The sequence below is a fragment of the Halorubrum trapanicum genome, assembly GCF_002355655.1.
GTDB classification, from domain to species: Archaea; Halobacteriota; Halobacteria; order Halobacteriales; family Haloferacaceae; genus Halorubrum; species Halorubrum trapanicum_A.
In genome coordinates this window covers 958,996-981,544 of sequence record NZ_AP017569.1, presented here as the reverse complement: position 1 = coordinate 981,544, position 22,549 = coordinate 958,996, and the positions used below count along the sequence as shown (strand labels likewise).

At 70.3% G+C, this 22,549-nt stretch carries 23 protein-coding genes; 10 read left to right on the top strand and 13 right to left on the bottom strand.

The window, feature by feature from the left end; genetic code table 11:
• The first annotated feature begins 122 nt into the window (after window positions 1-122).
• Window positions 123-377, top strand: a complete 255-nt coding sequence (locus CPZ01_RS04785; protein ID WP_096393679.1) for a DUF7123 family protein — start codon at window positions 123-125, stop codon at window positions 375-377.
• Between the two features lie 36 nt (window positions 378-413).
• On the opposite strand, the gene CPZ01_RS04780 is transcribed toward CPZ01_RS04785, so the two are convergent.
• The 4 genes from CPZ01_RS04780 to CPZ01_RS04765 form a co-directional block, all read right to left on the bottom strand.
• Window positions 414-1,025, bottom strand: a complete 612-nt coding sequence (locus CPZ01_RS04780; RefSeq protein WP_096393678.1) for a winged helix-turn-helix transcriptional regulator — start codon at window positions 1,023-1,025, stop codon at window positions 414-416.
• An 89-nt stretch (window positions 1,026-1,114) separates the two neighbouring features.
• Window positions 1,115-2,251 (bottom strand): SPFH domain-containing protein, encoded by a 1,137-nt coding sequence (locus tag CPZ01_RS04775; RefSeq protein WP_096393677.1) that lies wholly within the window; start codon window positions 2,249-2,251, stop codon window positions 1,115-1,117.
• Between the two features lie 134 nt (window positions 2,252-2,385).
• Window positions 2,386-2,856: an SRPBCC family protein gene (locus CPZ01_RS04770; protein ID WP_096393676.1), complete on the bottom strand. Its 471-nt coding sequence runs from the start codon at window positions 2,854-2,856 to the stop codon at window positions 2,386-2,388.
• 34 nt (window positions 2,857-2,890) lie between these two features.
• Window positions 2,891-4,894: a bacterio-opsin activator domain-containing protein gene (locus CPZ01_RS04765; protein ID WP_096393675.1), complete on the bottom strand. Its 2,004-nt coding sequence runs from the start codon at window positions 4,892-4,894 to the stop codon at window positions 2,891-2,893.
• Between the two features lie 205 nt (window positions 4,895-5,099).
• Between CPZ01_RS04765 and CPZ01_RS04760 the strand changes: the two genes are divergently transcribed.
• Window positions 5,100-7,178, top strand: a complete 2,079-nt coding sequence (locus tag CPZ01_RS04760; RefSeq protein ID WP_096393674.1) for an AAA family ATPase — start codon at window positions 5,100-5,102, stop codon at window positions 7,176-7,178.
• A 58-nt stretch (window positions 7,179-7,236) separates the two neighbouring features.
• Here CPZ01_RS04760 and CPZ01_RS04755 read toward each other — a convergent pair whose 3' ends face one another.
• Together CPZ01_RS04755 and CPZ01_RS04750 are read right to left on the bottom strand one after the other, a co-directional pair.
• Window positions 7,237-7,461, bottom strand: a complete 225-nt coding sequence (locus CPZ01_RS04755) for a hypothetical protein (RefSeq protein ID WP_096393673.1) — start codon at window positions 7,459-7,461, stop codon at window positions 7,237-7,239.
• A gap of 65 nt (window positions 7,462-7,526) precedes the next feature.
• Window positions 7,527-8,216 carry a bacteriorhodopsin gene (locus CPZ01_RS04750; RefSeq protein WP_231899229.1) on the bottom strand — a complete coding sequence of 230 codons (690 nt, stop codon included), beginning with the start codon at window positions 8,214-8,216 and terminating at the stop codon, window positions 7,527-7,529.
• A gap of 265 nt (window positions 8,217-8,481) precedes the next feature.
• Between CPZ01_RS04750 and CPZ01_RS04745 the strand changes: the two genes are divergently transcribed.
• From CPZ01_RS04745 to CPZ01_RS04735, 3 genes are all read left to right on the top strand, one after another.
• The gene (locus CPZ01_RS04745; protein ID WP_096393671.1) at window positions 8,482-8,859 is read left to right on the top strand and encodes a SlyX family protein; all 378 of its coding nucleotides are present in this window, start codon (window positions 8,482-8,484) and stop codon (window positions 8,857-8,859) included.
• Between the two features lie 758 nt (window positions 8,860-9,617).
• A complete protein-coding gene (locus CPZ01_RS04740; RefSeq protein ID WP_096393670.1) occupies window positions 9,618-10,670 on the top strand; it encodes a Brp/Blh family beta-carotene 15,15'-dioxygenase in 1,053 nt (350 codons plus the stop codon).
• Between the two features lie 102 nt (window positions 10,671-10,772).
• On the top strand, window positions 10,773-11,513 hold the full coding sequence (locus CPZ01_RS04735; RefSeq protein ID WP_096393669.1) for a protein sorting system archaetidylserine synthase: 741 nt from the start codon (window positions 10,773-10,775) through the stop codon (window positions 11,511-11,513).
• A 165-nt stretch (window positions 11,514-11,678) separates the two neighbouring features.
• Here the strand turns inward: CPZ01_RS04735 and psmB are convergent, their stop codons facing one another.
• Both psmB and CPZ01_RS15355 read right to left on the bottom strand, forming a co-directional pair.
• The gene (gene psmB / locus CPZ01_RS04730) at window positions 11,679-12,410 is read right to left on the bottom strand and encodes an archaeal proteasome endopeptidase complex subunit beta (protein ID WP_017342545.1); all 732 of its coding nucleotides are present in this window, start codon (window positions 12,408-12,410) and stop codon (window positions 11,679-11,681) included.
• 227 nt (window positions 12,411-12,637) lie between these two features.
• Complete coding sequence (locus tag CPZ01_RS15355; protein ID WP_172863930.1) at window positions 12,638-12,814, bottom strand: hypothetical protein; 177 nt, start codon at window positions 12,812-12,814, stop codon at window positions 12,638-12,640.
• 312 nt (window positions 12,815-13,126) lie between these two features.
• Between CPZ01_RS15355 and CPZ01_RS04725 the strand changes: the two genes are divergently transcribed.
• On the top strand, window positions 13,127-13,807 hold the full coding sequence (locus CPZ01_RS04725; protein WP_096393668.1) for a uracil-DNA glycosylase family protein: 681 nt from the start codon (window positions 13,127-13,129) through the stop codon (window positions 13,805-13,807).
• A 258-nt stretch (window positions 13,808-14,065) separates the two neighbouring features.
• Here CPZ01_RS04725 and CPZ01_RS04720 read toward each other — a convergent pair whose 3' ends face one another.
• From CPZ01_RS04720 to CPZ01_RS04705, 5 genes are all read right to left on the bottom strand, one after another.
• Window positions 14,066-15,262: an asparagine synthase C-terminal domain-containing protein gene (locus CPZ01_RS04720; protein ID WP_096396134.1), complete on the bottom strand. Its 1,197-nt coding sequence runs from the start codon at window positions 15,260-15,262 to the stop codon at window positions 14,066-14,068.
• 5 nt (window positions 15,263-15,267) lie between these two features.
• Window positions 15,268-15,951, bottom strand: a complete 684-nt coding sequence (locus CPZ01_RS04715) for a PHP domain-containing protein (RefSeq protein WP_096396132.1) — start codon at window positions 15,949-15,951, stop codon at window positions 15,268-15,270.
• A gap of 679 nt (window positions 15,952-16,630) precedes the next feature.
• Window positions 16,631-17,050, bottom strand: a complete 420-nt coding sequence (locus CPZ01_RS14965) for a hypothetical protein (RefSeq protein WP_157745927.1) — start codon at window positions 17,048-17,050, stop codon at window positions 16,631-16,633.
• 233 nt (window positions 17,051-17,283) lie between these two features.
• Window positions 17,284-17,592, bottom strand: a complete 309-nt coding sequence (locus CPZ01_RS04710; protein WP_096393667.1) for a DUF7513 family protein — start codon at window positions 17,590-17,592, stop codon at window positions 17,284-17,286.
• Window positions 17,589-19,172 carry a Na+/H+ antiporter NhaC family protein gene (locus tag CPZ01_RS04705; protein ID WP_096393666.1) on the bottom strand — a complete coding sequence of 528 codons (1,584 nt, stop codon included), beginning with the start codon at window positions 19,170-19,172 and terminating at the stop codon, window positions 17,589-17,591. Before CPZ01_RS04705 ends, CPZ01_RS04710 begins: the two co-directional genes overlap by 4 nt.
• 390 nt (window positions 19,173-19,562) lie before the next feature.
• On the opposite strand from CPZ01_RS04705, the gene CPZ01_RS04700 reads away from it, so the two are divergent.
• From CPZ01_RS04700 to CPZ01_RS04685, 4 genes are read left to right on the top strand one after another with little or no spacing between them, the layout of a single operon-like run.
• Window positions 19,563-20,030 (top strand): 30S ribosomal protein S15, encoded by a 468-nt coding sequence (locus CPZ01_RS04700; RefSeq protein WP_026046173.1) that lies wholly within the window; start codon window positions 19,563-19,565, stop codon window positions 20,028-20,030.
• 54 nt (window positions 20,031-20,084) lie between these two features.
• Window positions 20,085-21,293, top strand: a complete 1,209-nt coding sequence (locus tag CPZ01_RS04695; RefSeq protein ID WP_096393665.1) for an exonuclease RecJ — start codon at window positions 20,085-20,087, stop codon at window positions 21,291-21,293.
• A 1-nt stretch (window position 21,294) separates the two neighbouring features.
• A complete protein-coding gene (locus tag CPZ01_RS04690) occupies window positions 21,295-21,639 on the top strand; it encodes a KEOPS complex subunit Pcc1 (protein ID WP_096393664.1) in 345 nt (114 codons plus the stop codon).
• Window positions 21,636-22,283 carry a 30S ribosomal protein S3ae gene (locus tag CPZ01_RS04685; RefSeq protein ID WP_096393663.1) on the top strand — a complete coding sequence of 216 codons (648 nt, stop codon included), beginning with the start codon at window positions 21,636-21,638 and terminating at the stop codon, window positions 22,281-22,283. Before CPZ01_RS04690 ends, CPZ01_RS04685 begins: the two co-directional genes overlap by 4 nt.
• Window positions 22,284-22,549: the final 266 nt, after the last annotated feature.

The following is a 22,549-nucleotide window of genomic DNA, read 5'->3' as shown; positions in this document are numbered from 1 at the left end:
CCGTACCCAAACGCGGTCGTGGGGCGGTACTCACGCCCCTGAAGACACACAAAATCGCACGACAGCGACGTGTTAACCCGGTCTACCAACCGCCTTATGCGGCGCGCCGACGTGGTACCCGTATGAGCACGGCTCACCCGGACGCGGTCGCCGCCGAATCGACCGGCCTCTCCGCGAAACAGGAGCGCATCCTGCGGTACCTCCGCGAGAACGCGGCCGACCGAACGTACTTCAAGTCGCGGCTGATCGCCGACGACCTCGGCCTCTCGGCGAAGGAGGTCGGCGCGAACATGAGCGCCGTCGCCGACGCCGCCACCGAGGTCGACGTCGAGAAGTGGGGGTACTCGTCGGGGACGACGTGGATGGTCACGAACTGAGCGGACGCCGATCCCCCGCCCGCGACGGGGCGCGTCCTACGGGTCGTACGCGACCAGCGACGCCGCCTCGTCGGCGAACGCGACGGCCTCGGCGTCGAAGGAGTCGGCGTAGCGGACGACGAGCGTGAGCAGCCGCTCCGGCTCGGTCAGCGCGTAGCCGTCGGTCCGGTCGAGGAGGCCGGCGCGTTCCAAGTCGGCGGCCGCGGCGCTTATCGTCGGCCGTGAGACGCCGAGCGCGCTCGCGAGGTCGGCGCCGGTCGCGTCGGGGTCGCGCAGCAGCGCGAGGATCATCCCGCGCGGCGTCTCCCGGCGGAGGTAGCCGAGCGCCCGCTTGTCGGTCGCGTCGAACCGGCCGGCGGGGAAGAAGCGCCGGTAGTCGGCGTCCTTCACCGACTCGATCGCCCCCGCCTCCTCCAGCTTCCGGAGGTGGTACTGCGCCTCGCCGGTGCCGAGCCGGAGGTCGTCGCGGAGCTTCGAGAAGTGCGCGCCGGGGGTCGTCGGCACGTAGCCACGGATCGCCTCCCGCGTCTCGTTCTCGTCGGCGTCGGCGTCGTCGGCGCTCGCGGTCCCGACGAACGGCGCGGCGGCTCCGACCGCGGCGAACCGCCGGAGCGTCTCGCGCTTCTGGCCGTCGAACCCCTCTGTCACGGCCGTATTAGTCGGCGCCTCGACAAAAGCACTTCGCTCGCGGCCGAATCGCGTCGGAGAATGCGGCTACGGCCGCGCTTCGCGCCGAACTACTCCTCTTTCTCGACTTCCGCCGGCGCCTCTTCCTCGTCCATCTCTTGGATGACTTCGTCGGCGGACCTGATGCTCGCGCCGGCGTCGCCCGTCTTCACGGCCTCCGCCTCCTTCTCCAGCTCCTCGACGTTCATCTCCGCGGACTCCTCGATCTGGCCGAGGATCTCGTCGATGTCGTCGAGTCCGAGCATCTTCCGGGTGTCGTCGTCGAACTCCTTCCCGTCGAGCCCCTCCATCTCCTGGACGTCGGAGCCGGAGAGGGCCTTGCCGTAGCGCCCCACCAGACTCGTGAGCTCCTGCGGGAGGACGAACGTGGTGGACTCGCCCTTGCCGATCTCTTCTAAGGTCTCCATGCCGCGCTCGATGATGGCGCGCTCGCCCATCGACTCGGCGGAGCGCGCGCGGAGGACGGTCGAGATGGCGTCCCCCTGCGCTTCGAGGATCTGGGACTGCTTTTCACCCTGCGCGCGGATGATGTTGGACTGCTTGTCACCCTCGGCCTGCTCGACGGCGGAGCGGCGTTCCCCCTGCGCTTCGAGGATCATCGCGCGGCGGCGGCGCTCGGCGGAGGTCTGCTGCTCCATCGCCTGCTGGACGTCCTTCGAGGGGTTGACCTCGCGGACCTCGACGCTCTCGACGCGGATCCCCCACTCGTCGGTGGGCTCGTCGAGTTCCTTGCGGATCTTCGCGTTGATCTCCTGGCGCTTGTTCAGCGTGTCGTCGAGCTCCATGTCGCCGAGGACGGCGCGGAGCGTGGTCTGCGCGAGGTTCGAGACGGCCTTCTTGTAGTCGTCGACCTCCAGGAACGCTTTCTTCGCGTCCATCACCTTGATGTAGACGACGGCGTCCGCGGTCACCGGGGAGTTGTCCCGCGTGATCGCCTCCTGGCGGGGGACGTCCAGCGTCTGGGTCCGCATGTCGAACGGGTACGTGCGGGAGACGAACGGCGGGATGAGGTTGATGCCCGGTTCGAGCAGCTTGCGGTACTCGCCGAAGACGGTGAGCGTCTTCTTCTCGTAGGCGTCGACGATCTCGAACGACTGCCAGAGCGTGACGACCACGAGCAAGAGCGCGAGCAGGCCGACGCTCACGAGCCCGAGCCCGAGCCCGGCTTGGAGGGTGATCGGATCCATGCCTCCCGTTTAGGCCATCGCACGCTTAATAGTTCGCCCACCGCCACCGAATCGGTACGCCGTCTCCCGGTCGGCTCGCCGTCTCGTGGCCGACGTGTCCCGCATCGCCGCCGGCGACGGACCTGCGAGCGTCCTCATCCGTCCGCGTCGAACTCCGCGGCCACGTTCTCCAGGGCCGCCCGGAGCTGTCGCTCGTTGAACCGGCGGATCGCGGGCGCGCCGACCCTCGTGAGCGCGTTCTCCGGCAGGTCGTACGTCGCGGCGTACGTCAGCTCCGTCCCCCCGTCGACGGGGGCGAGCCGGAGGTCGATCGTCCCGGTGAGGCGGCCGCGGAGCTCGAAGACGTGGCGCTCGGGCGGCTCGTGGACGGTCTGGACGATCTCGCCGTCGATCCCGACCCCGGCCATCCGGTAGGTGTACGAGAGCCGTTTCCCGCCGTTCCCCAGGGGTTCGACGTCTCGAACGTCCGTGAGCCCGGGCGTGATCGCCGCGTGGTTCGCGGGGTCGTCGAGGAACGCGAACACGGTCTCCGGGCCGGCCGCGACGACGACCGAGTCGCTCGCGGCGAAGGGGTCGTCGCCCGCGTCCGGGAGGTCGTCGCTCACGCGCCATCCCCCGGGTTTCCGGCGCGCTCCCGGCTCATTCGCACGATCGGGGGTCGACGTACGCCTCGACGAGCTTCCGCTCGGCCGCGCGGAGATGCTGGTGGAACGTCTGTCGGGTGATCCCCATCTGCTCCGCGATCTCCGAGCCGTCGACCGGTCGCGGCCACTCGAAGTAGCCGTTCAGCTCGGCGGTCTTCAGGGCGGCGCGCTGGCGCTCGGTGAGCCGCTCGTCGACCGCGGCCGCGAACTCGGCGACGGTGCGGTCGCGGCTCTCGCGCTCGACGCGCGACCGGAGCTCGACGCCCTCGTACTCGCCGCGGAACACGTCGAGGATCGAGCGGACGTCGTGCTCGGGCGGCGCCTCGATCGTCAGGGTCGACCCCTCCGGCGTGGCGATCGCCTCGGCGACGACGCTGCCGTGGTCGGCCAGCTTCGTGAGCGGCGGCGACTCGGTGACGGTGACGGCGAAGCTGACGCCGTCGTTCGTCTCCGAGACCGTCCGCATCGACTCGACCAACGGGAGGGCGGCGAGCTCGTCGAGATCCGGGTCATCCCCGTCGGCGCGGAAGTACAGCTCGCAGGCGTCGTCGTCGAGCCGCGTCGTCCCGAGGTGTTCCACCTCCCCGCCGACCGCGTCGGCGATCCGCGCGAGCGGCCCCGTCGAGTCTCGGATCTCGACCACGAGCTCCACGACGCGGTCGGTCGTGAGCATCTCCGCCGTCTCGAGCGAGTGGAGCCCGTTCGCGATCATCTTCCCGACGGACTCGCACACCCGCCGCTCGCGGCGGTCGAGGACGTCCGCCCCGCTGCCGTAGATCCCCAACAGCCCGTACCGTCGCTCCCCGTACGTGAGCGGGACGACGAGGAGCCGCCGCCCGCCGACGGCCGCCGGTTCGAGCGGCCCGTCGGCAGCGCCCTCTATCGAGCCGCCGCGGAGCTCCTCGGTCTCGATCGCCTCCCGGACCTCGGTCGGCGTCTCGTCGACGTCGAACGACGCGCCGGCCTCGACCGACACGCCGCTCGCGGCGCGGATCTCGAGGCGACCGGTCGCCGACGACACCTCCCCGATCCAGCCGCCGGCGTACCCCGGCTCGCCGGCGACGACCTCGCACACGCGCTCCGGGATGACGCTCGGATCCCGGTTCTCGACGAGGATGCGACTGATGTCGCTGAGGAGCCCGTTCACCCGCCCGAGGACCCTGTCGAGCGAGCGCCGCTCGGTCGCGAGCTTCTCGGCGCGCTCCTCGGCGAGCCGCTCCGCCTCCTTCCGGTCGCTGATGTCGTTCTGGAAGCCGACGTAGTGGGTCAGGTCGCCGTCCTCGTCGTACACCGGCGCGACCGTCAGCTCGTTCCAGAAGGGGGTTCCGTCGCGCCGGTAGTTCCGGATCTCGACGGTCGCCTCCTCCTCGTTCCCGATCGCCTCGGCGATCTCCTCGACGGTCTCCGGATCCGTCCCGGGCCCCTGGAGGAACCGCGGGTTTCGGCCGAGGGCCTCCTCGACCGGGTAGCCGGTGTGTTCCTCCCAGGCGTCGTTGACGTACACGAGGGGGTAGTCCGGGAGGTCCGGATCGCTGATGCTGATCCCGATCGGCGCGTCCTCGACGGCCCGCCGCACCTCCGACGCGGTCGGCTCGTGGTCGGAGATGTCCTGTCGCGGCTCCGAGGTCGGGACCCCCGAACAGACCGTCGAGACGTCGGAGACGAGCTGATCGATCGACGCCGACCCGTTCTTCTGGAGGAACCTGTCGACGCCGCTCTCGAAGGCGGCCTCCGGCACCCCCTCCTCGTCCGTCTCCGTGAACATCACGACGGGCACGCCGGCGTCGGACTCTTCGATCGCGGTCGCGAGGGCCACTCCGTCGTCGCCGGCCAGCGCGTACTCGCTGACGACGCAGTCGTACTCGCCGGTCGTCGCCTTCGCGACCGCGGACGCCGCGGTGTCCGTGCGGGTCACGTCGAACCCCGCGGCGCCGAGCGCCGTCTCGATCCGATCGCTCCCCTCCTCCGGGTGGACGAGGAGCGCCCGAGCGTTCGCCATGCGCGACCGTTCGCGCCGATAGGGGTTAATGGTTGCCTGTCTTCCGAGAGTCCGAAGCGCCGGCGCCCGACCGGCCGACGGCGGGAACCGTCGAGGTGCGGCTGTCCAGTTAGGCCCGGGTACTTTGGGGTCGCTGGGCGTGAGATCGGCGTATGGTATCGACCGTCGTCGCCGACGAGCCGTCCCGCGAGCGGGCCCGCGGAACATGAGCGTGCGCGTCACCGTCAGAGAGCCGCCCACGTCGGTCCCCGGGGACCGGATCGGGCTCCCCGAAGCCGTCCTCGCCGACCTCGGGATCGGCCTCGGCGACACGGTGACCGTCGAGGGCGAGCGGCGCGTCGCCGCCCCGGTCGTCGCCGTCGACGACGGGGCGCGGGCCGTCTTCCTCCCCGAGCGGCTCCGGCGGACGGCCGGGGTCGACACGGGCGAGGCCGCGACCGTGGCGCCGTCGTCCCTCCCGGTCGCCGCCTCGGTCACGCTGCGGCTCCGCCAGTCGGTCGACCTGGAGCGGAGCGAGGACGCCATCCGTCGCCGGCTCGACCGGCGCGTCGTGGCCGTCGGCGACGAGGTCGAGGTCACGCGCCTCGGCGGCGCGCTCACGCTCCGGTTCGAGGTGCGCGACGTGGCCCCCTCGTCGCCGGCGGTCGTCGACGACGAGACCGAGATCACCGTCGCCGACGGGAGCGAACCGGACGTCGTCGCCGAGCGGCCCGGCGGGGCCGGCGCCGGCGACGGCTTCGTCCCGACGGCGACGTTCGAGCGCCTCCGCGACGCGGTCGCGACCCGGTTCGACGCGGCCGAGACGTTCGAGTCCGCCGGGTCCCCGACGCTGGGGCTGCTCCTCCACGGCCCGCGCGGGTCGGGGAAGACGACGCTCGTCGAGGCCGTCGCGAGCGCGACCGACGCGACGCTCGTCCGCGCCTCCGCGGCCCGGCTCCGGGGCGAGCGGGCGAGCGACCGGTCGGACCGGCTCGACCGCGTCGTCGAGGCCGTGCCGGCCGGCGAGCCGACCGTGGTCCTCCTCGACGACCTCGAAGCGCTCGGGGCCGAGGACGGCGGCTCCGCGCTGGCGGACCGCTTCCGATCGACCGTCGACGAGCTCCGCGCCGGGGACCGGACGGTCGTGATCGGCGCGACCGCGGACCCGGACGCCGTGCCGTCGGCGCTGCGCCGCGGCGGCCGGTTCGACCGCGAACTGGAGGTCGAGCCGCTGACGACCGCGGAGCACGCGGCCGCGCTCGAAGGGCTGTCCGAGGGCGCACCGCTCGCGATGGACGTGGACTTCGAGGCGGTCGCCGCGCGGCTCGACGGCTACGTGTTCGCCGACCTCGCCGTCCTCGCGGACGCGGCGCTGGAGCGTGCGGTCCGCCGCGACGGCCGGACCGCGATCCGGATGGCCGACTTCGACGCCGCGCTCGACGAGGTCGAGCCCACCGGCCTCCGCGAGGTCACCGTCGAGTTCCCCGCGGTCGGCTGGGACGAGGTCGGCGGGCTCGACGCCGCCAAGCGCGAGCTGGTGCGCGCGGTGTACTGGCCGCTGGAGTACGCCGACCGCTTCGCCGAGCTGGGGATCGAGCCGCCGTCCGGCGTGCTGCTGTACGGGCCGCCGGGGACCGGGAAGACGCTGCTCGCGCGCGCCGCGGCGAGCCGCAGCGACGCGAACTTCATCCCGGTGAACGGGCCCGAGCTGCTCGACAAGTACGTCGGCGAGTCGGAGAAGGCCGTCCGCGACCTGTTCGCCACGGCGCGCGAGAACGCGCCGGCGGTGATCTTCTTCGACGAGGTCGACGCCGTCTCGCCGCGGCGCAGCGGCGACGACACGGACGCCGGCGAGCGCGTGGTGTCGCAGCTGCTGACCGAGCTCGACGGGTTAGAGCCGCTCACCGACGTCGCCGTCATCGCGGCGACGAACCGGCCGGACGCCATCGACGAGGCGCTGCTCCGGCCGGGACGGATCGAGAAGGCGGTCGAGACGCCGCTCCCCGACCGCGAGGCGCGCCGAGAGATCCTGGAGATTCACGCCCGGGAGACGCCGGTCGCGTCCGGGGTCAACCTCGACGCCCTCGCCGACCGCACCGCCGGGTACAGCGGCGGCGACCTCGCGGCGCTGGTCCGCGAGGCCGGGCTGCTCGCGATCGAGGACGCGATCGTCGGCGACGGCCCGTCCGCCGAGCCGACGGTCGGGCGCGACCACTTCGAACGCGCGCTCGCCGAGACGTCGCCCTCGACCCGCGACGGGCGCGGCGACGCCGAGCGGCCGGAAAGCGATCCGTCGGCGGAGTGAAGGCGGAGTGAGGGCGGAGTGAGGGCGGCATTCCGGGCTTCGGGACGGGCCGCCGTCGCTACTCCGGCTCCTCGTGGAGGTTTAAAACGAAGTAGACGACGCCGCCCATGGCGATCAGCTCCAGCGCCGCCATCGTCCAGAATCGGGCGTTGAGCCCGCCGCCCGGCTCCTGTAGCGTCGGGATCAGGAATATTCCGACGAGTGCGATCGCGGCGCACGCGCCCAGCCCGACGACGGACCGCGTATTCAGTACTGCCGGCTGTTCGGGTGTCGTGTCGGCCATGTGGAAAAATGAACGGTGGAAACGGTTGAACCGTGCTGTTCGGTTGCGTCGGGGTAGCCGGCCGATCAGTCGGCGGCGGAGGCCTCGGCGCCCGCGGAGGGCTCCGGGGCCTCGGTGTCGCCGAGGATGGCGCGGCTGCGGAGCAGGATGAAGCCGAAGCCGACCTTGGCCGTCACGTCGAGAACCATGAACAGCAGGGTCTCGATGCCGAGGCCGACGACGCCGGCTCCCTCGGTGCCGATGATCCACAGGATCGGGTACGCCGTCCAGAGGACGAGTACCAACCCGGTCAGCGTGTTGAAGGTGCTCGCGACCTCGGAGCCGCGCTCCTTCGCCGCGGCGCGCAGGCTCGTGGCGAGGAAGTACAGCACGACGATCATGCAGATCGTGCTGAACAGCCACCAGGAGTACCGCGCGAGCGGCGTGTGCGAGAGCGCACCGATGAGACCGGTGACGATCATCAGCGCGTCGACGCCGACGAGCGTCCCGATGGTGACGCGGTCGACCTTCGCCAGCAGCGCGAGGTCGAGCAGCAGCAGCGGCGTGGTGAACAGCCAGTCCGCGTACCGCGCGTAGTAGATGTCGAGCATTTCGCCGCCGACCTGGACCTCCGTCAGGCCGATGCCGAAGAACATCGACAGGTACGCTGCCGATGCGATCCCCGGCACGAGGATCGTGATCGCGTAGTACTCACGGGCCTCCTTGTCAGTCACGCCCCAACCGCGGGCGATGAAATAGAAGGTCCCGATGAGCATCAGTAGCGTGCCGATACCCAACCAGAGCGTCTCGGGGCGTCCGTCCCCGAGTAGGTCGTATCCCGCCTGTAGTGCTATCGGGTCCATACCCACATCATGATACAGTATATACTCTATTGAGACCGATGCCAACCCAGTCAGGTATTGGCGTCCGCCGGCGGTCGACCGTCGGGGTTCCTCGGCGGTCGCTGCCCGCGCCCTGTCGCCCGTCGGGGGATACGTTGTCGGCCCGAAAGTAATCAACCTGGGGCCCTAGTGATGCTGTATGGCCGACGACGACACTGAAGCGGAGGCGGAATCGACCACCGAGACCACCGCGGAGGAAGAGACCGAGGCGGCGACCGACGACGTCGCCATCGACGTCGAGGCGATCGACGAGTACGAGCAGCGCATCGAGGAGCTGTCCACCGCGGTCGAGGAGCGCGACGAGACGATCGAAGAGCTCCGGTCGGTCGTCGAGGAGCAGTCCGAACAGATCGAGAAGCTGGAGAACCAGTTCCTCGACCTGTCCGCGCGGGTCGCGGACGGCCGGAACCTCGGCGTCTGTCCCGAGTGCAACGGCCCCACCGAGAAGAAGGAGCGGCTGTTCCGGTCGGACACGATCGAGTGCACGCGCTGTGGCGAAGTGATCCACACGTACTGAGCCCGCTCCGAGCCCCTCGCTCTCCTCGCAGCGCGTCGCCGAACAGACAGGCGGCTCCGTTGGAATCCTCATAGGCGACTCGTTCTGAACTGGCGTTGGCCAGTACAGACGTAGCGACGAGCGATTTCGGGAGTAGGTGTAGTATATCGTGAGTGAGGTCGTTTATAAGTAAATAGCGGTGTTGTTGTCGGCTGTTTATAAATGACTGACACTGCCGAGATGATGTTCTCCAAAGCCCCAGCCGCGACGGCTCGCGCGCCTTGCTGTGCTCCTCAGTCGCTCGTTTCACTCGCTCCTTGCGGTGCTTACTGCGGCGTGCTTCGCCCTCGCGACTGCCCCTTTGAGTCCCGCCCCGCACAGCCACGCACAGCACCTCACGCCTCCCCAACCTCGTCGCCGGCGGCTGCGCCGCCGGCTGCCAGAGGCGCGTCGCGCCTCGCTGCCGCTCACGCCCTGCGGGCGTTCGCGGCGTCCCTCGCGGGCTGGCTCGTGGCCTCCGCTTTGCTCGGCCGCTCGCAGGCGCGCCACCGCACCCCTTTTTATAAGCGCTCGTCGCCGTCGCTCGTGGTTATTTAAATACCACATCGCGGCCGCCGATCTGCGATACTCACTCCCGAAACCGATCGAGAGGCACTCTTCAGCCCCGGACGTTTCAGGCGAAATACATCTGAAAAATGGGGGTTCCGACAGAGCCGGGTATATAAAAGCCCGAATAATGGCGACGAGGCCCTAACCCCGTAACGCCCCTACTGGCACCTATGTCGACGTCGACGGCGAGTCCGGTGCGGCGGCTCCTCGGCGAACCGGAACGGACGGCTATCGGTGCCTCTCGCGCGGCGTTGCTCCTGCTCGCGGTGGGGTTCGGCGCCCTGTCCGCGGCCGGCACCGACGTGTCGCTCCGGACGCAGATGATCGCGTACCTCGTCGGGATGGTCGCGCTGAACCTCCCGCACGGCGGGTACGAACACTTCTCGAACCTCCGCCGGCGGGGGCTCCCGTTCGGCGCGCGGTACGTGGCGCTGTACCTCGGGTTCGTCGCCTCGTTCGTGGCGCTGTTCGTCGTCGCGCCGCTGCCCGCGCTCGCCATCGCCTTCGGGACGGCTGTCGCGAAGGGCGGCCACGGCGACCTCCGCGTGATGGACGCCTTAGTCGGCACCGATCACCTCCCGACCAGGCCGCAGCGCGCCCTCGCCGCGCTGGTCCGCGGCGGGGCCGTGATGGTCGTCCCCGCCGTCTTCTGGACGGACACCTTCTACGGCTTCACCGGCATCATGCTGGGCGTCTTCGACGGGCGGTTAGCGGGTCCGGCGGCGTCGAACCCCGAGGCGTTCACCACGGCGCTCGGCGGCGCGTTCGGGCTGGCGGTCCTCGCGCACCTCGGCGGCGGCCTCGCGACCAGTCTGCGCTCGACCGGCGGGGTCGGGCGTTCGTGGCTCCTCGACGCCGCCGAGACGCTGCTGCTCGTCGCGTACTTCGCCTTGGTGCCCGTCGTCGTCGCCATCGGGCTCTACTTCCCGCTGTGGTACTCGCTGCGACAGTCGGCGCGGAGCATGGTCGTCGAGCAGGAACAGCCGGACCGGACCGAGGGGGTCTCGCTCGTCGTCGCGTGGGGCGTCCTCGTCGTCGGCGCGCTGGTCACGGCGACCGTCGCGGCCGCCCTGTGGACCGTCGCGCCGAACCCGCTGGCCGGCGGCTCGCTGCTCTCCGGCGCCGTCGCCTTCTACACCATCTTCGTCTGCGTCATCGCGATGCCGCACGTCGTGGTCGGCGAGTGGCTCGACTTCGGGCGCGGGATCTGGTACGTCCCCTGACGGCGGCCGAGCGCGGCGGCCGGGAGGCGTTCCGACGCGAGCCGACCGCCCGCGGTCGACGAGATAACAAGCCCTAAAACCCGGCTCGTCGACCGATACGGTATGCCTCTGCGGTTCGCTCGGCGCCTCGGGCTCGCGGACGCGGTGACCGTGGCCAACGCCGCCGTCGGCTTCCTCGCCGTCGTCGCCGCCACGGTCGACGTCGCGCTCGCGGCCCGGCTCGTCCTCCTCGCCGCGGTCGCTGACGGCCTCGACGGCGTCGTCGCCCGGCACCGCGGGTCGACCCCCGCCGGCCCGTACCTCGACTCGCTGGCCGACGTCGCCTCCTTCGGCGTGGCGCCCGCCGCGCTCGTGGCTGCCGTGGTCCGCGACGGGCGCTCGTTCGCGACGGACCCCGTCCTCGTCGCCGCCGGGGTCGGCGCGGGGGCGGTGTTCGTCGCCGCCGCCGTCGCCCGCCTCGGCCTCTACACGGTCGACGAGGACGGCGCCCGCGAGACGGTGGGCGTCCCGACCACGCTGGCGGCGACGGTGCTCGCGGCCGCCGTCATCGCGGGGTACACCGCCCCGCTCCTCCTCGTCGCGGCGACGACGACGTTCGCGTTGCTCATGGGCTCGACGGTGACGTACCCCGACCTCCACGCGCAGGACGCCTTGGTGATGGGCGTCGTTCAGGCCGCCGTGATCCTCACGCCCGCCGGCCACATGGCGACGGACGCGCTCCCGGCGTGGATCGGCGAGGGGTTCGCGTTCGCGCTGCTGTTCCTCTCGTGCGGCTACCTCCTCCTCGGCCCGCGGTTCTACTGGGGCGACGGCATCCGCGCGCCCCCGGGCCTGCGGCGGTGAGTTCGGAACGGACAGACGAACGTTCGGAACGGACAGTCGAACGTTCGGAACGGACCGACGACCGTTCGAAACGGACCGGTGAACGGACTCGTCGGTAGCGAGCGGACTATCGTCGAAGGTCGCAGCGAAAAGCGGTCGGCGAACTCACCTCGTCGGCGGGCCGCCCTACAGCAGGTCGTCGAACTCCTTGTACCGGGTGATCTCGACGCCGTCGTCGGTGACGACCGCGACGTTGATCCCGTTGCCCGATGCGAGGTCGCGCTCGACGGCGGACTGGATCGCCTTCGCGGCGATGGTCTTCGCCTCGTCGATGGTGACCTCGTCGTCGTACTCCTGTTCGAGGACGCCGAGCGCGTACTGCGACCCGGAGCCCGTGACGGTGTACTCCTCCTCGGTCGTGCCGCCGAGGGCGTCGATGGAGTAGATGTGCGCGCCCTCGTCGTCGACGCCGCCCAGGATCGGCTGGACGACGAAGAACGCCCCGGAGCGGAGGAGGTTCCCCGTCAGGGTCGACAGCGCCTCCATCGACATGTCCTTGCCGCGGCGGGCCTCGTAGAGGCTCGTCTCGGCGCGGAGCGTCGAGATGAGGTTCTGGGCCGCCGAGACGGAGCCCGCGATGGTGAGGGCGCCGCGCGGGTGGATCTCCTCGACCTTCTGGACGTCCTTCGAGGAGACCATGCCGCCGAGGGAGGCGCGCATATCGGTCGCCATCACGACGCCGTCGTCGGCCTTGATGCCGACGGTCGTGGTCCCGGTCTTCATCTCGCCGTCCTCCTCCGCCTTCGCGGCGCGTCGCTCGCTGTGTTCGAACTCGCCGAGCTCCGGTCCGAAGACGGGCTGGTCGCGGCCCAGGTCGGCGGCCGGCCCGTCGGAGAGGTCGCCAGTCGGTGTTCGCATTACACGCTCGTTGGCTCGGCGCGCTGATAAAGGCAACCCTTCGGGGGCCGCCGACCGGTTCCGACGGGCCTATCCGTCGCCGGGCCGCGACCGGCCGACGGCGAGGAGGTACGGGGCTCGGATCGAGGCGGCGACGGGAGCGGCGCTCCGGGGAGATCGACGGCACGGTCGCTCCGAGTGGGTTCGGCGTAGTCGGCTGCGCAAAACGAGTCGCTACGGCGGCGCGGTCACTCCTCGGCGACGGTCTCGAACGCCTCGGTGGTGATCTCGACGAGTCGGCCGACGGGGACGTTGATACCGAGGCGCTGACGCGCGAAGACGGCCACCGGGAACAGCGAGATCCCGGCGGCGACGGTCGCTTGGTGCAGCCCGAAGAGGGCCGCGGTTCGGATGCGGTCGAACATTGGACTTCTGCTCCAGCGGAACGCGGGGATGTATAAATATCTTCCGTGCTTGCTCCCGAGACAACCGCGCCGCAGTCTTGCGGTTTTCGGTCGTAAATTAACGATCCTGAAACTTCTCCCGTTCCGCGTCGATCGACGCGTATCCCAACCCGGATTGACCCCGTTTATCTCCATAACTTATGGGAATCCTCGTCGCCTCGTGCGCCTCGCATCGGCCCCGCTCGCCCCGTCCGTCGTCCCGCGGGGCTCGCTCCCCGAGCCGCTCGCTCCGGACCGAACGGGATATAACCGGGCGCGGGCCTACCAAATCGCGTGCAGAACGTCACGGACCGGATCCGGAACCCCTTCGGGATGCGCCCCGACTGCCCCTCGTTCGTCCCCGGCTACGGCGACGCCAACGCCGACTTCCACGTCGTCGGCGATCGTCCCGGCGTCCACGGCGGGACCGCTGCGGGCGTCCCCTTCACCGGCGAACCGTGGTCGCCCGCGTTCCTGTCGGCGCTCGCGGAAGCCGGACTGATCGGCGGGATCGCCGACGGCGTCGACCCCGACGGCGTCGCCCGCGAGGGCGACCCGAACGCGGTCGACCCCCTCCGAACCGACCGCACGTTCCTCTCGTACCTCCACATGTGCGAGAGCGAGGGGCCGCCGGACGACGACGCCTACGACGACATGGAGCGCTTCTTCGACGCCGAGCTCCGCGCCATCGCGGCCCACGTGCTGCTCCCGGTGGGCGCGCGGGCGACCGAACACGTCCTCGAGACGTACACTGCGCGGGCCTGGAAGACCGAGATCGACATGGACGCGCTCCACGGCGAGGAGCTCCTCGGCGCCGGCTGGCTCGTCGTCCCGATCAAGGATCCCGCGGACTGGACCGACGGCGACGCCGACCGGCTCGTCGAGTCGCTGCGGGAGCTCCGCTCGACCGACTTCCGACGCGAGAGCGATCTCGGTCGGTTCATCGCCGGCAGCGACCCGTACCTGGTCCGCTGACGCGGCGACCGCCAGCGAGTCCGCGAACCGGTCGGTTCTCGCCCGGATGGACGTGAACTTCCCCCGGCAAAGCGGGCTATCGATGCGGAGATCCGGCAGTAATGGGTCGTATCTGCGGACGATCGTTTTCTGTCCGGCCGCAACGGAGTCATATTTGTCGCTACTGCCCGGATTTTATACCTGTCCTGTCGATATCTCAGTAGACGCCCGTTCGTTCGGGCGTCGGCCGCAGGACTGGTACTCCGCGCGGCGACTTGGTCAGTTCCGGCCCTCACCGGCCGGTTTTTCCTCGGAACACAGCGCGTCGACGTACTTCCCGACGTGGTCGTCCATCCGCCGCTTGTAGCCCGCCCGCCGCGCGAGGCGGTCGAGCTCGCGGGAGACGTACGTGCCGTACTGGACCGCCTTCTTGTCCGCGGCGTGAACCGATCCCGGTACGCGCCCGGCCGCGACGCGTCGGAGCGCGACCTTCCGCTCGTCCCCGTCCACGAGCAGGTCGTCGGGGAGCGCCAGCGCGGCGGCGACGACCCGGTCGTCGAGCAGCGGCGTCGCGGGCTCGACGCCGGCGGCGCGGAGCGCGAGGACGTCCCGCTCCAGCTGGTCGGGCAGCGTACGCACCGTCTCCGTCCGCGCCCCGCGGACGGTGTCGGCGTCGACGCGGGGGTCCTCGGCGGGGTCGACGACCTTGCTGTAGCCGCCGAACAGCTCGTCGGCGCCCTGCCCGAGCGCGAGCCGGTCGTACCCGTCGGCCGCGGCCGCCTCGGCCGTCAGGAACAGCGGCACCGCGATGGCGACGTCCATCGGGTTCCGGCGGCCGGTCGCGGCTGCGACCGCGCGGACGGCGCGCGTGAGATCCCCGTGCGTGATCTCGACGACCCGCAGGTCGCGGCCCATCGCGCTCGCGGCGTCGCGCGCGGCCGCGACGTCGTGGCTCCCCTCGAAGCCGGCGACGTAGCAGGGGGCCTCGGGGACGGCGGCCGCGACGAGCCCGGAGTCGACGCCGCCGGAGAAGGCGACCGCGAGGTCGCCTTCCTTGGACCCCGCGGAGAGGTCGTCGAGCGCCGCGCTCACCGCGTCGTCGACCGCCGACAGCGCGGTCCCCCGGTCTGCGGTCGGCCCGGAGTCGGGAAGCCCCCAGACGCGTTCGGTCCCGCTCGCCGAGACGACGCTCCCGGCCGGGACCGGTTCGGGCTCGTCGAGAGCGGTCCGGTCGAAGCTCCGCGCGTCGGGAGCGGTCGGATCCCGCCCCGTCTCGGCGTCGAGCGCCTCGCGCTCGACGAACAGCGGCTGCCGGCCGAGGACGTCGCGGACGAGGACCGGGCCCCCGAGGCTCGGCGGGTCGGCCAAGAGGCCGGCGAAGCCGCGCCCGCCGGGGAGGCGGTCGCCGTCGCGGAGGGCGTCGCGGACGCGGTCCGCGGGGGCGCCGCGCAGATCGGACGAATCGGGGGGCGTCATCGCGGTCACCGGAGGGCGTCGAGCGCGCGGAGCGCGCGGCGCTTGGCGCCGCCGCCGAACTGCCTGAGCGAGACCCGCCACGGGGTGCGCTTGCCGACGACGCTCGTCCGGCCGTCGGCGATCCCGTCGAGGATCGCGGCGGCGGAGCGCTCGTCGGCGCCCACCTCCGTCACCGCCTGGCCGACCATCTCTGAGATGTGGGCGTCGCTGCCGGCGGTCATCGGGAGGCCGTTGCGGACGGCGAACTTCTCGGCCTGTCGGTTGGAGCGCCCGGTGAACAGCCGGGAGTTGTACACCTCGACGGCGTCGGCGCTCGCCAGCTGGTCGTCGGTGATGTGCGCGGCGACGCCGTGGCGGGACTTCTGGAAGGGGTGGGGGACGACCGCGATCCCGCCCTGATCGCGGATCCGGTCGAGCGTCTCGTCGAAGGGGAGGCCGCTCTCGACTCGCTCCTCGATGCCGAACGCGAGGACGTGGCCGACCGCCGAGGTCACCTCCATGCCGACGATGCCGACGAGGCCGTAGTCGGGGGCCTTCTCGGCCGCCTCGATGCTGGCGTCGATCTCGTCGTGGTCGGTGACGGCGAGCGCGTCGAGCCCGACCGCGGCCGCCTGCTCCAAGAGGAGCTCGACCGGGTCGCGCCCGTCGTACGACAGCGCGGAATGCGCGTGAAGCTCGACCGATAGCACGTCCGTCGATTCGAGCGTGGTCATAAAAAGCGCCCCGGTCCGCGCCGCTCCACGTCGATTCGCGGCGGCTGAACCCCGCTCCGACGATGTGGTATTTAAAAACAACTGCGGTGGCGCGTGCCTCCGAGCGGCCGACAGGCCGCGAGGAGCCCGCGCGAGGGAGTCGCTGGCGCCAGCGGCGCCAGCGACGAGGCTGGGGAGGTGTGAGGCTGCGGTGCTGTGCGGTTGCGGTGCGGGGCGGGGTGGGACTCAAAGGGGCAGCCGCGAGGACGAAGACGCGCGACGTAAGGACCGCAGGCGCGAACGGAGTGAGCGCCGAGGACCGCAGCGAGCGCATCGAGTCCTCGCGGCTGGGGCTTTGGAGGTGTGCGCCATCGAGTGATGGTTACCTGTGTATCGCCGAGCGGCTGGGGCTTTGGAGGTGTGCGCCATCGAGTGATGGTCACCTGTGTATCGCCGAGCGGCTGGGGCTTTGGCGGTGGTCGCCGTCGATCCGCAGTCAACCATTTATAAGAACTCGGTTGGTACGTTGGTGGTGTTCACCGCCGATCCGCCATCATCCATTTATAGGGATTTGTTGAAATCCTCAGAGGTTGATAGTTTCACACCCCAAATCGCTCAGTACAGGTGAACTACTGAAGGTTTCTGGGGTTTACTCAGTGGAGGAGTGCTTATACTTCTATTTTTCCTCAGATACGACACCTGATTGGCTCGGGCCAAATCGCCGTAAAGCAAACGCAACAGTAGATGATACAATCCCTATTGGGACACCATACAACATTGCTCCCCCCACGCCGGTTAAAAGCCCATAGTCAGGTTGGGGGTGATTAAGCGAGATGACACTATACAGGGCGGAGCCGCTTATGACGATCACGGCGACGGCGATACTCACGAGTATCCCGTCGTTGCGATATGTGTGTATCCCTGCCAGAATAATCGCTGATACCGTGACTCCAAGAAATGAGTTTCCCATACCGGAATTTCCAACAAGATAGAGTTGACCGAAGAACAAGGCCATGAGAATGACCGAGTACCCGAGATACCGAAGTGATAGGTTCAACGACTTCCCGAGAAGAAGCGATTCTAGCCGTGAGTCCATACACCACGCTGACTCACTGGTCATATAAGCTTTTTACCGAGAAGATCGCGGGAAATTAGACATATAGATAGTACCCAAAACGAGCAGGTACTCTATGACCGGGTTCAATACGCACTCTTCAGCGACCGGCTGTTTCAGACGATAGTGTGTCTGAAGAATAGAATTTCAACAGAGCCATTTATAAGCAAATAGCCGAATCGACGACCCCGAAAAAAATACGCCTCGATTACTGATTAGAACGCGCTCTCGCCCACCGTCTTCCGGTAGGTCGCCCGGCCGGTGTGCGCCGAGTCGTCCCACGACTCCACGTCGACGATGATCCGCGTGTTGATCGCGTCGGCCGGCGCGCCCTCGATCCGCAGCGTCGAGTCGCCGATGCGGGCGACGTGGCCGCCGCGGCCCTCACCGGCACTACCGCCGCCTTCGCCGGCACCGCCGTCCTCCTCTCCGGTCACCATCACTTCGAGGACGTCGCCGGCCGCGTAGTCCGGCGTCGACCCGCGGAACGACCAGCCGGCGAGGAACTTGTCGAAGACGCTCACGCGCGCGACACCTCCTCGGAGACGCGGTCGGGAATGTACTCCCGCCCGAAGCCGGTGATCGCGGCGAGGACGAATATCGCCACGAGGAACCAGCCGTGGAACACGTACGGCACGACCTCGATCGGGTTGACGACCATCCCGGGGCCGTACTCGGCGCCGAGCCCGTCGGGGCCGACCATCACCTGGTACCCCACGAGCACGCCGCCCGCCCACGGGAAGATGTAGCCGAGCGCGGAGGTGTTGGCGTCGAGGATATTCGCGCGACGGTAGCCGTTGATGTTGAACTTCTCGCCGATGCGGGCGATGTACGGGGCGATCGCGATCTCCGCGGCGGTGTTGATCGTGATCATCCCGTTGATCGTCGCGGTGCCGAGGACCATCGTGAGCTCCGCCCGGCGGACGGTGGTCGCGACGCGGTCGAGGAGGAACGTCTGGATCGCCTCGAAGCCGCCGCCGCGGATCATGATCTGCGCCATCGCGACGATCAGGAGCGTGAGGACGATCAGCGGGAAGAACCCGACCGCGCCGGAGTAGAGGCTCCCGCCGACGCCGGCGGTCTCACCGACCTCGACGACCGGCAGCCCGGAGAGCGACCCGGCCTCCGTGACGGTGAAGACGACGATGTCGCTCGCGCTCGATAACCCGAACAGGAGGTTGAAGGCGATCGCGACGAGCAGCCCCCACGAGATCGCCTCGACGATGTGGCGGCCGGCGACCGCGGTGAGGATGACGATCCCCATCGAGAGCAGGTGAACGAGCCCGAGCGCGTTCGCGGACTCGCGGAGCGCGACGGCGCCCTCCAAGCTCACCCCGGACATGACGGAGCCGGCGATCAGGTAGGCGGCGAACGCGGGGACCGCCGCCCCGATCGCGTACTTGAACCGCGAGGCGACGACGCCGCCGATGTCGGCGTCCTGCGTCACCGCGCTCACGATCGTCGTGTCGCTGACGGGCGCGAGGTTGTCGCCGAAGACGGCCCCGGACAAGATCGCGGCGAACAGCAGCACCGGGTTCGCGCCGATGAGGACGCCGGCCGGGAAAAAGAGGGTGACGAACGCGACGGTCGCGCCGTACCCCGTGCCGATGCCGGTCGCGAGGAGGCCGCAGAGGACGAACGCGGCCGCCGGGAACGTCGACGCGCCGACGTTCAGAGCGTCGGCCGCGAAGATGAGCCCCTCGACGAAGCCGCCGGTCTGGAGCGTCTGGGCGAACATCCCGGCCCACAGCCACGCGACGATGGCGGTCGCGGCCACGCGCTGGGTCATCCCCTCGAAGATGGTGTCGGCGTACGCCTTCCAGTCGCCGCGGACGAGGAACATCCCGAGGGTCGTCCCGATCAGCGCGCCGACGACGAGGCCGTTGGTGTCGCCGATCCCGAGGACGCCGCTCTGGAGGATCGCCCAGGCGATGAAGAAGACGAGCGGGACGGTGCTCGCCCACTTCCCCCCGCGGAACTCGATCCGCGGGCCGTCGCCGTCCTGCTCGCCGACGCCGAACTCGCTTCCGTCGGGCGACTCCACGCCGTCTGTCGACCTCCCGCCGTCGGTCGCCGGCGGGTCCCCGTCTCTGGTTTCGGTCATCTATCGGTCACACCGCTCCGAACATCCACGACTCACCTAAATCCTCCCTTCCGCGGAGCGCTCGCGCGGAACAAATCCGCGGGCGGCGCGGCACGAACGAGAGATGGACGGGCGCGAGGGCGGCCGCACCGCTCCGCCCCACAAGAACACTCTTAAGGACCCCGGCGGCGACTCCGCAGACGGGAACAGCACAGCTGCAGATCCGACTCGCCGGGGCCCTTTCGCCCGCGGCTTGGGAATGTAGCAGTGCGCCGACGCCTCCGACGTCGCGGTCGGGCGGGCCGCTCGCGCGGGCCGTCCGGTCGGATCGCTCGCTCCGCGAGGGATTCGTAGCCGCGTCGCGCGGAGTCGCGGTCACGTTGCGGTTGTGCCGTTCCAACCAGACAGACAATGGCACGAATGCACACGCGCCGTCGCGGTTCGTCCGGTTCGGACAAGCCGGCGACGGACGAGACCCCGGAGTGGAGCGACGTCGACGCCGAGGACATCGAGTCCCGCGTCGTCGAACTGGCGGAGCAGGGCCACGACCCCAGCGTCATCGGCCTCAAGCTGCGCGACGAGGGCGTCAAGGGCGTCCCGGTCCCCGACGTGAAGCTGGCGACCGGCAAGAAGGTCACCGAGATCCTCGAAGAACACGACGCCGACGCCGACATCCCGGAAGACCTCCGCAACCTCATGTCGCAGGCGATCCGCCTGCGCGAGCACATGGAGGAGAACGGGCAGGACCACCAGAACAAGCGCGCGCTCCAGAACACGGAGTCGAAGATCCGCCGCCTCGCGAACTACTACCGCGGCGACGAGATCGACGAGGAGTTCACGTACACCTACGAGAACGCCGTCGAGTACCTCGAGGAGTAACGCGGCCTCACGCGGCGACTGCCGAGCCGCCACCGACACCGAGACCCAACCCACATGACCGAAGCGACGTCCGCCACGCCCGCCCCCGACGCGCTCGCCGGCGTCCTCGCAGACGCGCCGTTCGTCCGGCTCGTCGCGACCGACGACGGCGACGCGCTGGCAGCGGCCGGGCTGCTCGCGCGAGCGCTCCGAGCGACGGGCACGCCGTTTCAGGCGCGCGTCGACCCCGACCCGGTCCCCGACGACGTCGACGACGGCGTCGCGGTGGCCGTCGGCGTCGACCGCGGCCCGCACGCGATTCCGGGCACGGGACGGCCGGCGAGCGCGGCGGCCTTCGCGGTCGCCCGCGAACTCGGCGTCGAGCCCGACCCCGTGGTCGCGCTCGCCGGCGTCGTCGCGGCCGGGTCGATCCCCGGCGCCGACGGCTCCGGCGACGCGCTCGACGCCGCGGAGCGGGCCGGCCGCGTCGAGCGGCGGCCCGGCGTCGCGCTCCCGGTCTCGGGAACGGTCGACGAGGAACCGTCCCGAGCGGAGGCCCTCGCGGCCTCGACGCTCGCGCGGACCCGGTACTCCGGCGACCCCGAGGCGGCGCGCGACGCGCTCGCCCCCCTCGAACTCCCGACCGACCCCGACGCCGACGACCGCCGGCGCCTCGCGTCGCTGGTCGCGGTCGACGCGGTCGACGGCGACGACGCGAGCGAGCGCGCGGCCTCGGCAGTCGAGCGCGCGCTCCGCCCGTACGCGATGGACGGCCCGTTCGAGACGGTCGGCGGCTACGCCGACGTGCTCGACGCGCTCGCCCGGGAGGCGCCCGGGACGGGCGTCGCGCTCGCGCTCGCGGGCGACCCGGACGACTCGCTCCGGACGGCCGCGCTCGACGCGTGGCGCCGCCACGGCCTGGCGGCGCACCGCGCGCTCGACGCGGCGACCGTCGGCCGGTACGACGGCTGCGTCGTCGCCCGTGTCGACGCCGCGGCGGCCGACGGCTCGCCCGCGATCCTGCCGACGGTCGCCCGACTCGTCCGGGACTTCCGGTCGCCGGAGCCCGTCGCGATCGCGCTCGACGAGGGCACCGGTCGGCTGGCGGCGGCCGCGATCGAGCCGACCGGCCTCGGCAACGCCTGCCGCACCGCCGCCGGCGAGGTCGGCGGCGACGGCTGGGGGACCCCCGAACGCGGGGGGATCGCCGTCGAGACGGACGCGAACGACGGCGGCGACGCCGACATCACGGCGGCGCTGGCCGCGCTCAGGGAGGCGATCTGAGATGCCCGAGGAGACCCGCCGGACCGCCACGGTCCGGACTCGGCACGCCGACGCCGCGACGGTCGCGGCCGCGCTCGGGCCGGACGAGACCGACTCGATGCGCACGCGCGTCGACGGCGACGTCGTCGCCTGTACCGTCGCGCGGCCGACGACCGGGGGGCTCCAGTCGACGCTGGACGACCACCTCGTGAACCTGCGCGTCGCCGACCGGGTCATCGACCGAGCGCGCGATCACGCCACCGCCGACGCAGACGCCGCGAACGCCGACGCCGCGGACGCCGCGGCTCCACTCGACTCCACAGACGAACCGCAGACGACCGACACCGACACACAATCCGACACATGAGCGAACGATCCGTATCCAAGAGCAGAGAACAGAAGCGCTGGTACACCGTGCTGGCGCCCGAACAGTTCGACCGGCAGGAGCTCGGCGAGACGCTCGCCGAGGAGCCCCAGCAGGTCGTCGGCCGCACGATCACGACGACGCTCGACGAGCTGACGGGCGACTCCAACGCGAACAACACCAAGCTAACCTTCAAGATCACCGACGTCGGCAGCGACTCGGCGTACACCGAGTTCATCAAGTACGAGCTGACGCGGGACTACCTGCGCTCGCTCGTCCGCCGCGGCGCCTCGAAGGTCGAGGCGTCGATCACGGTGCTGACGACGGACGATTACCGCGTCCGCGTCCAGCCCGTCGCCTTGACGACGAAGAAGGCCGACCGCTCGCAGGAGAAGGCGATCCGCCGCGTGATGATCGACAAGGTCCACGCCGCCGCCGAGGAGCGCACCTTCGAGGCGTTCGTCGACGCGATCGTCGACGGGAACCTCTCGTCGGCCATCTACGGCGACGCCAAGGAGATCTACCCGCTCCGCCGCGTCGAGGTCCAGAAGCTGACCCTCGAAGCGCGTCCGAGCGAGGTCGCCGCCGAGGAGGAGGCCGCCGTCGACGTCGACGCCGACGAAGTGGCCGTCGACGCCGACGAGTAACGTCTCGCTGTCGGAGCGACCCGTTTTGCGTTTATCGACCGCAGAGCGGCCGCACCGGCGCGCGCAGGTCATCGTGAACCAGGCCACGGTCGGTGGCTCTATTTATAAACACAACTCCCGATCGCTGTGAGGGGATGCGGTGGCGCGCGCCTCCGAGCGGCCGCCCTCGGCGGCCGCGAGACAGCACCGCGCGAGGGAGTCAGTCGCCGGAGCGAAGCGGAGGCGACTGACGAGGCTGGGGAGGCGCGAGGCGCGGTGCTGTGCTG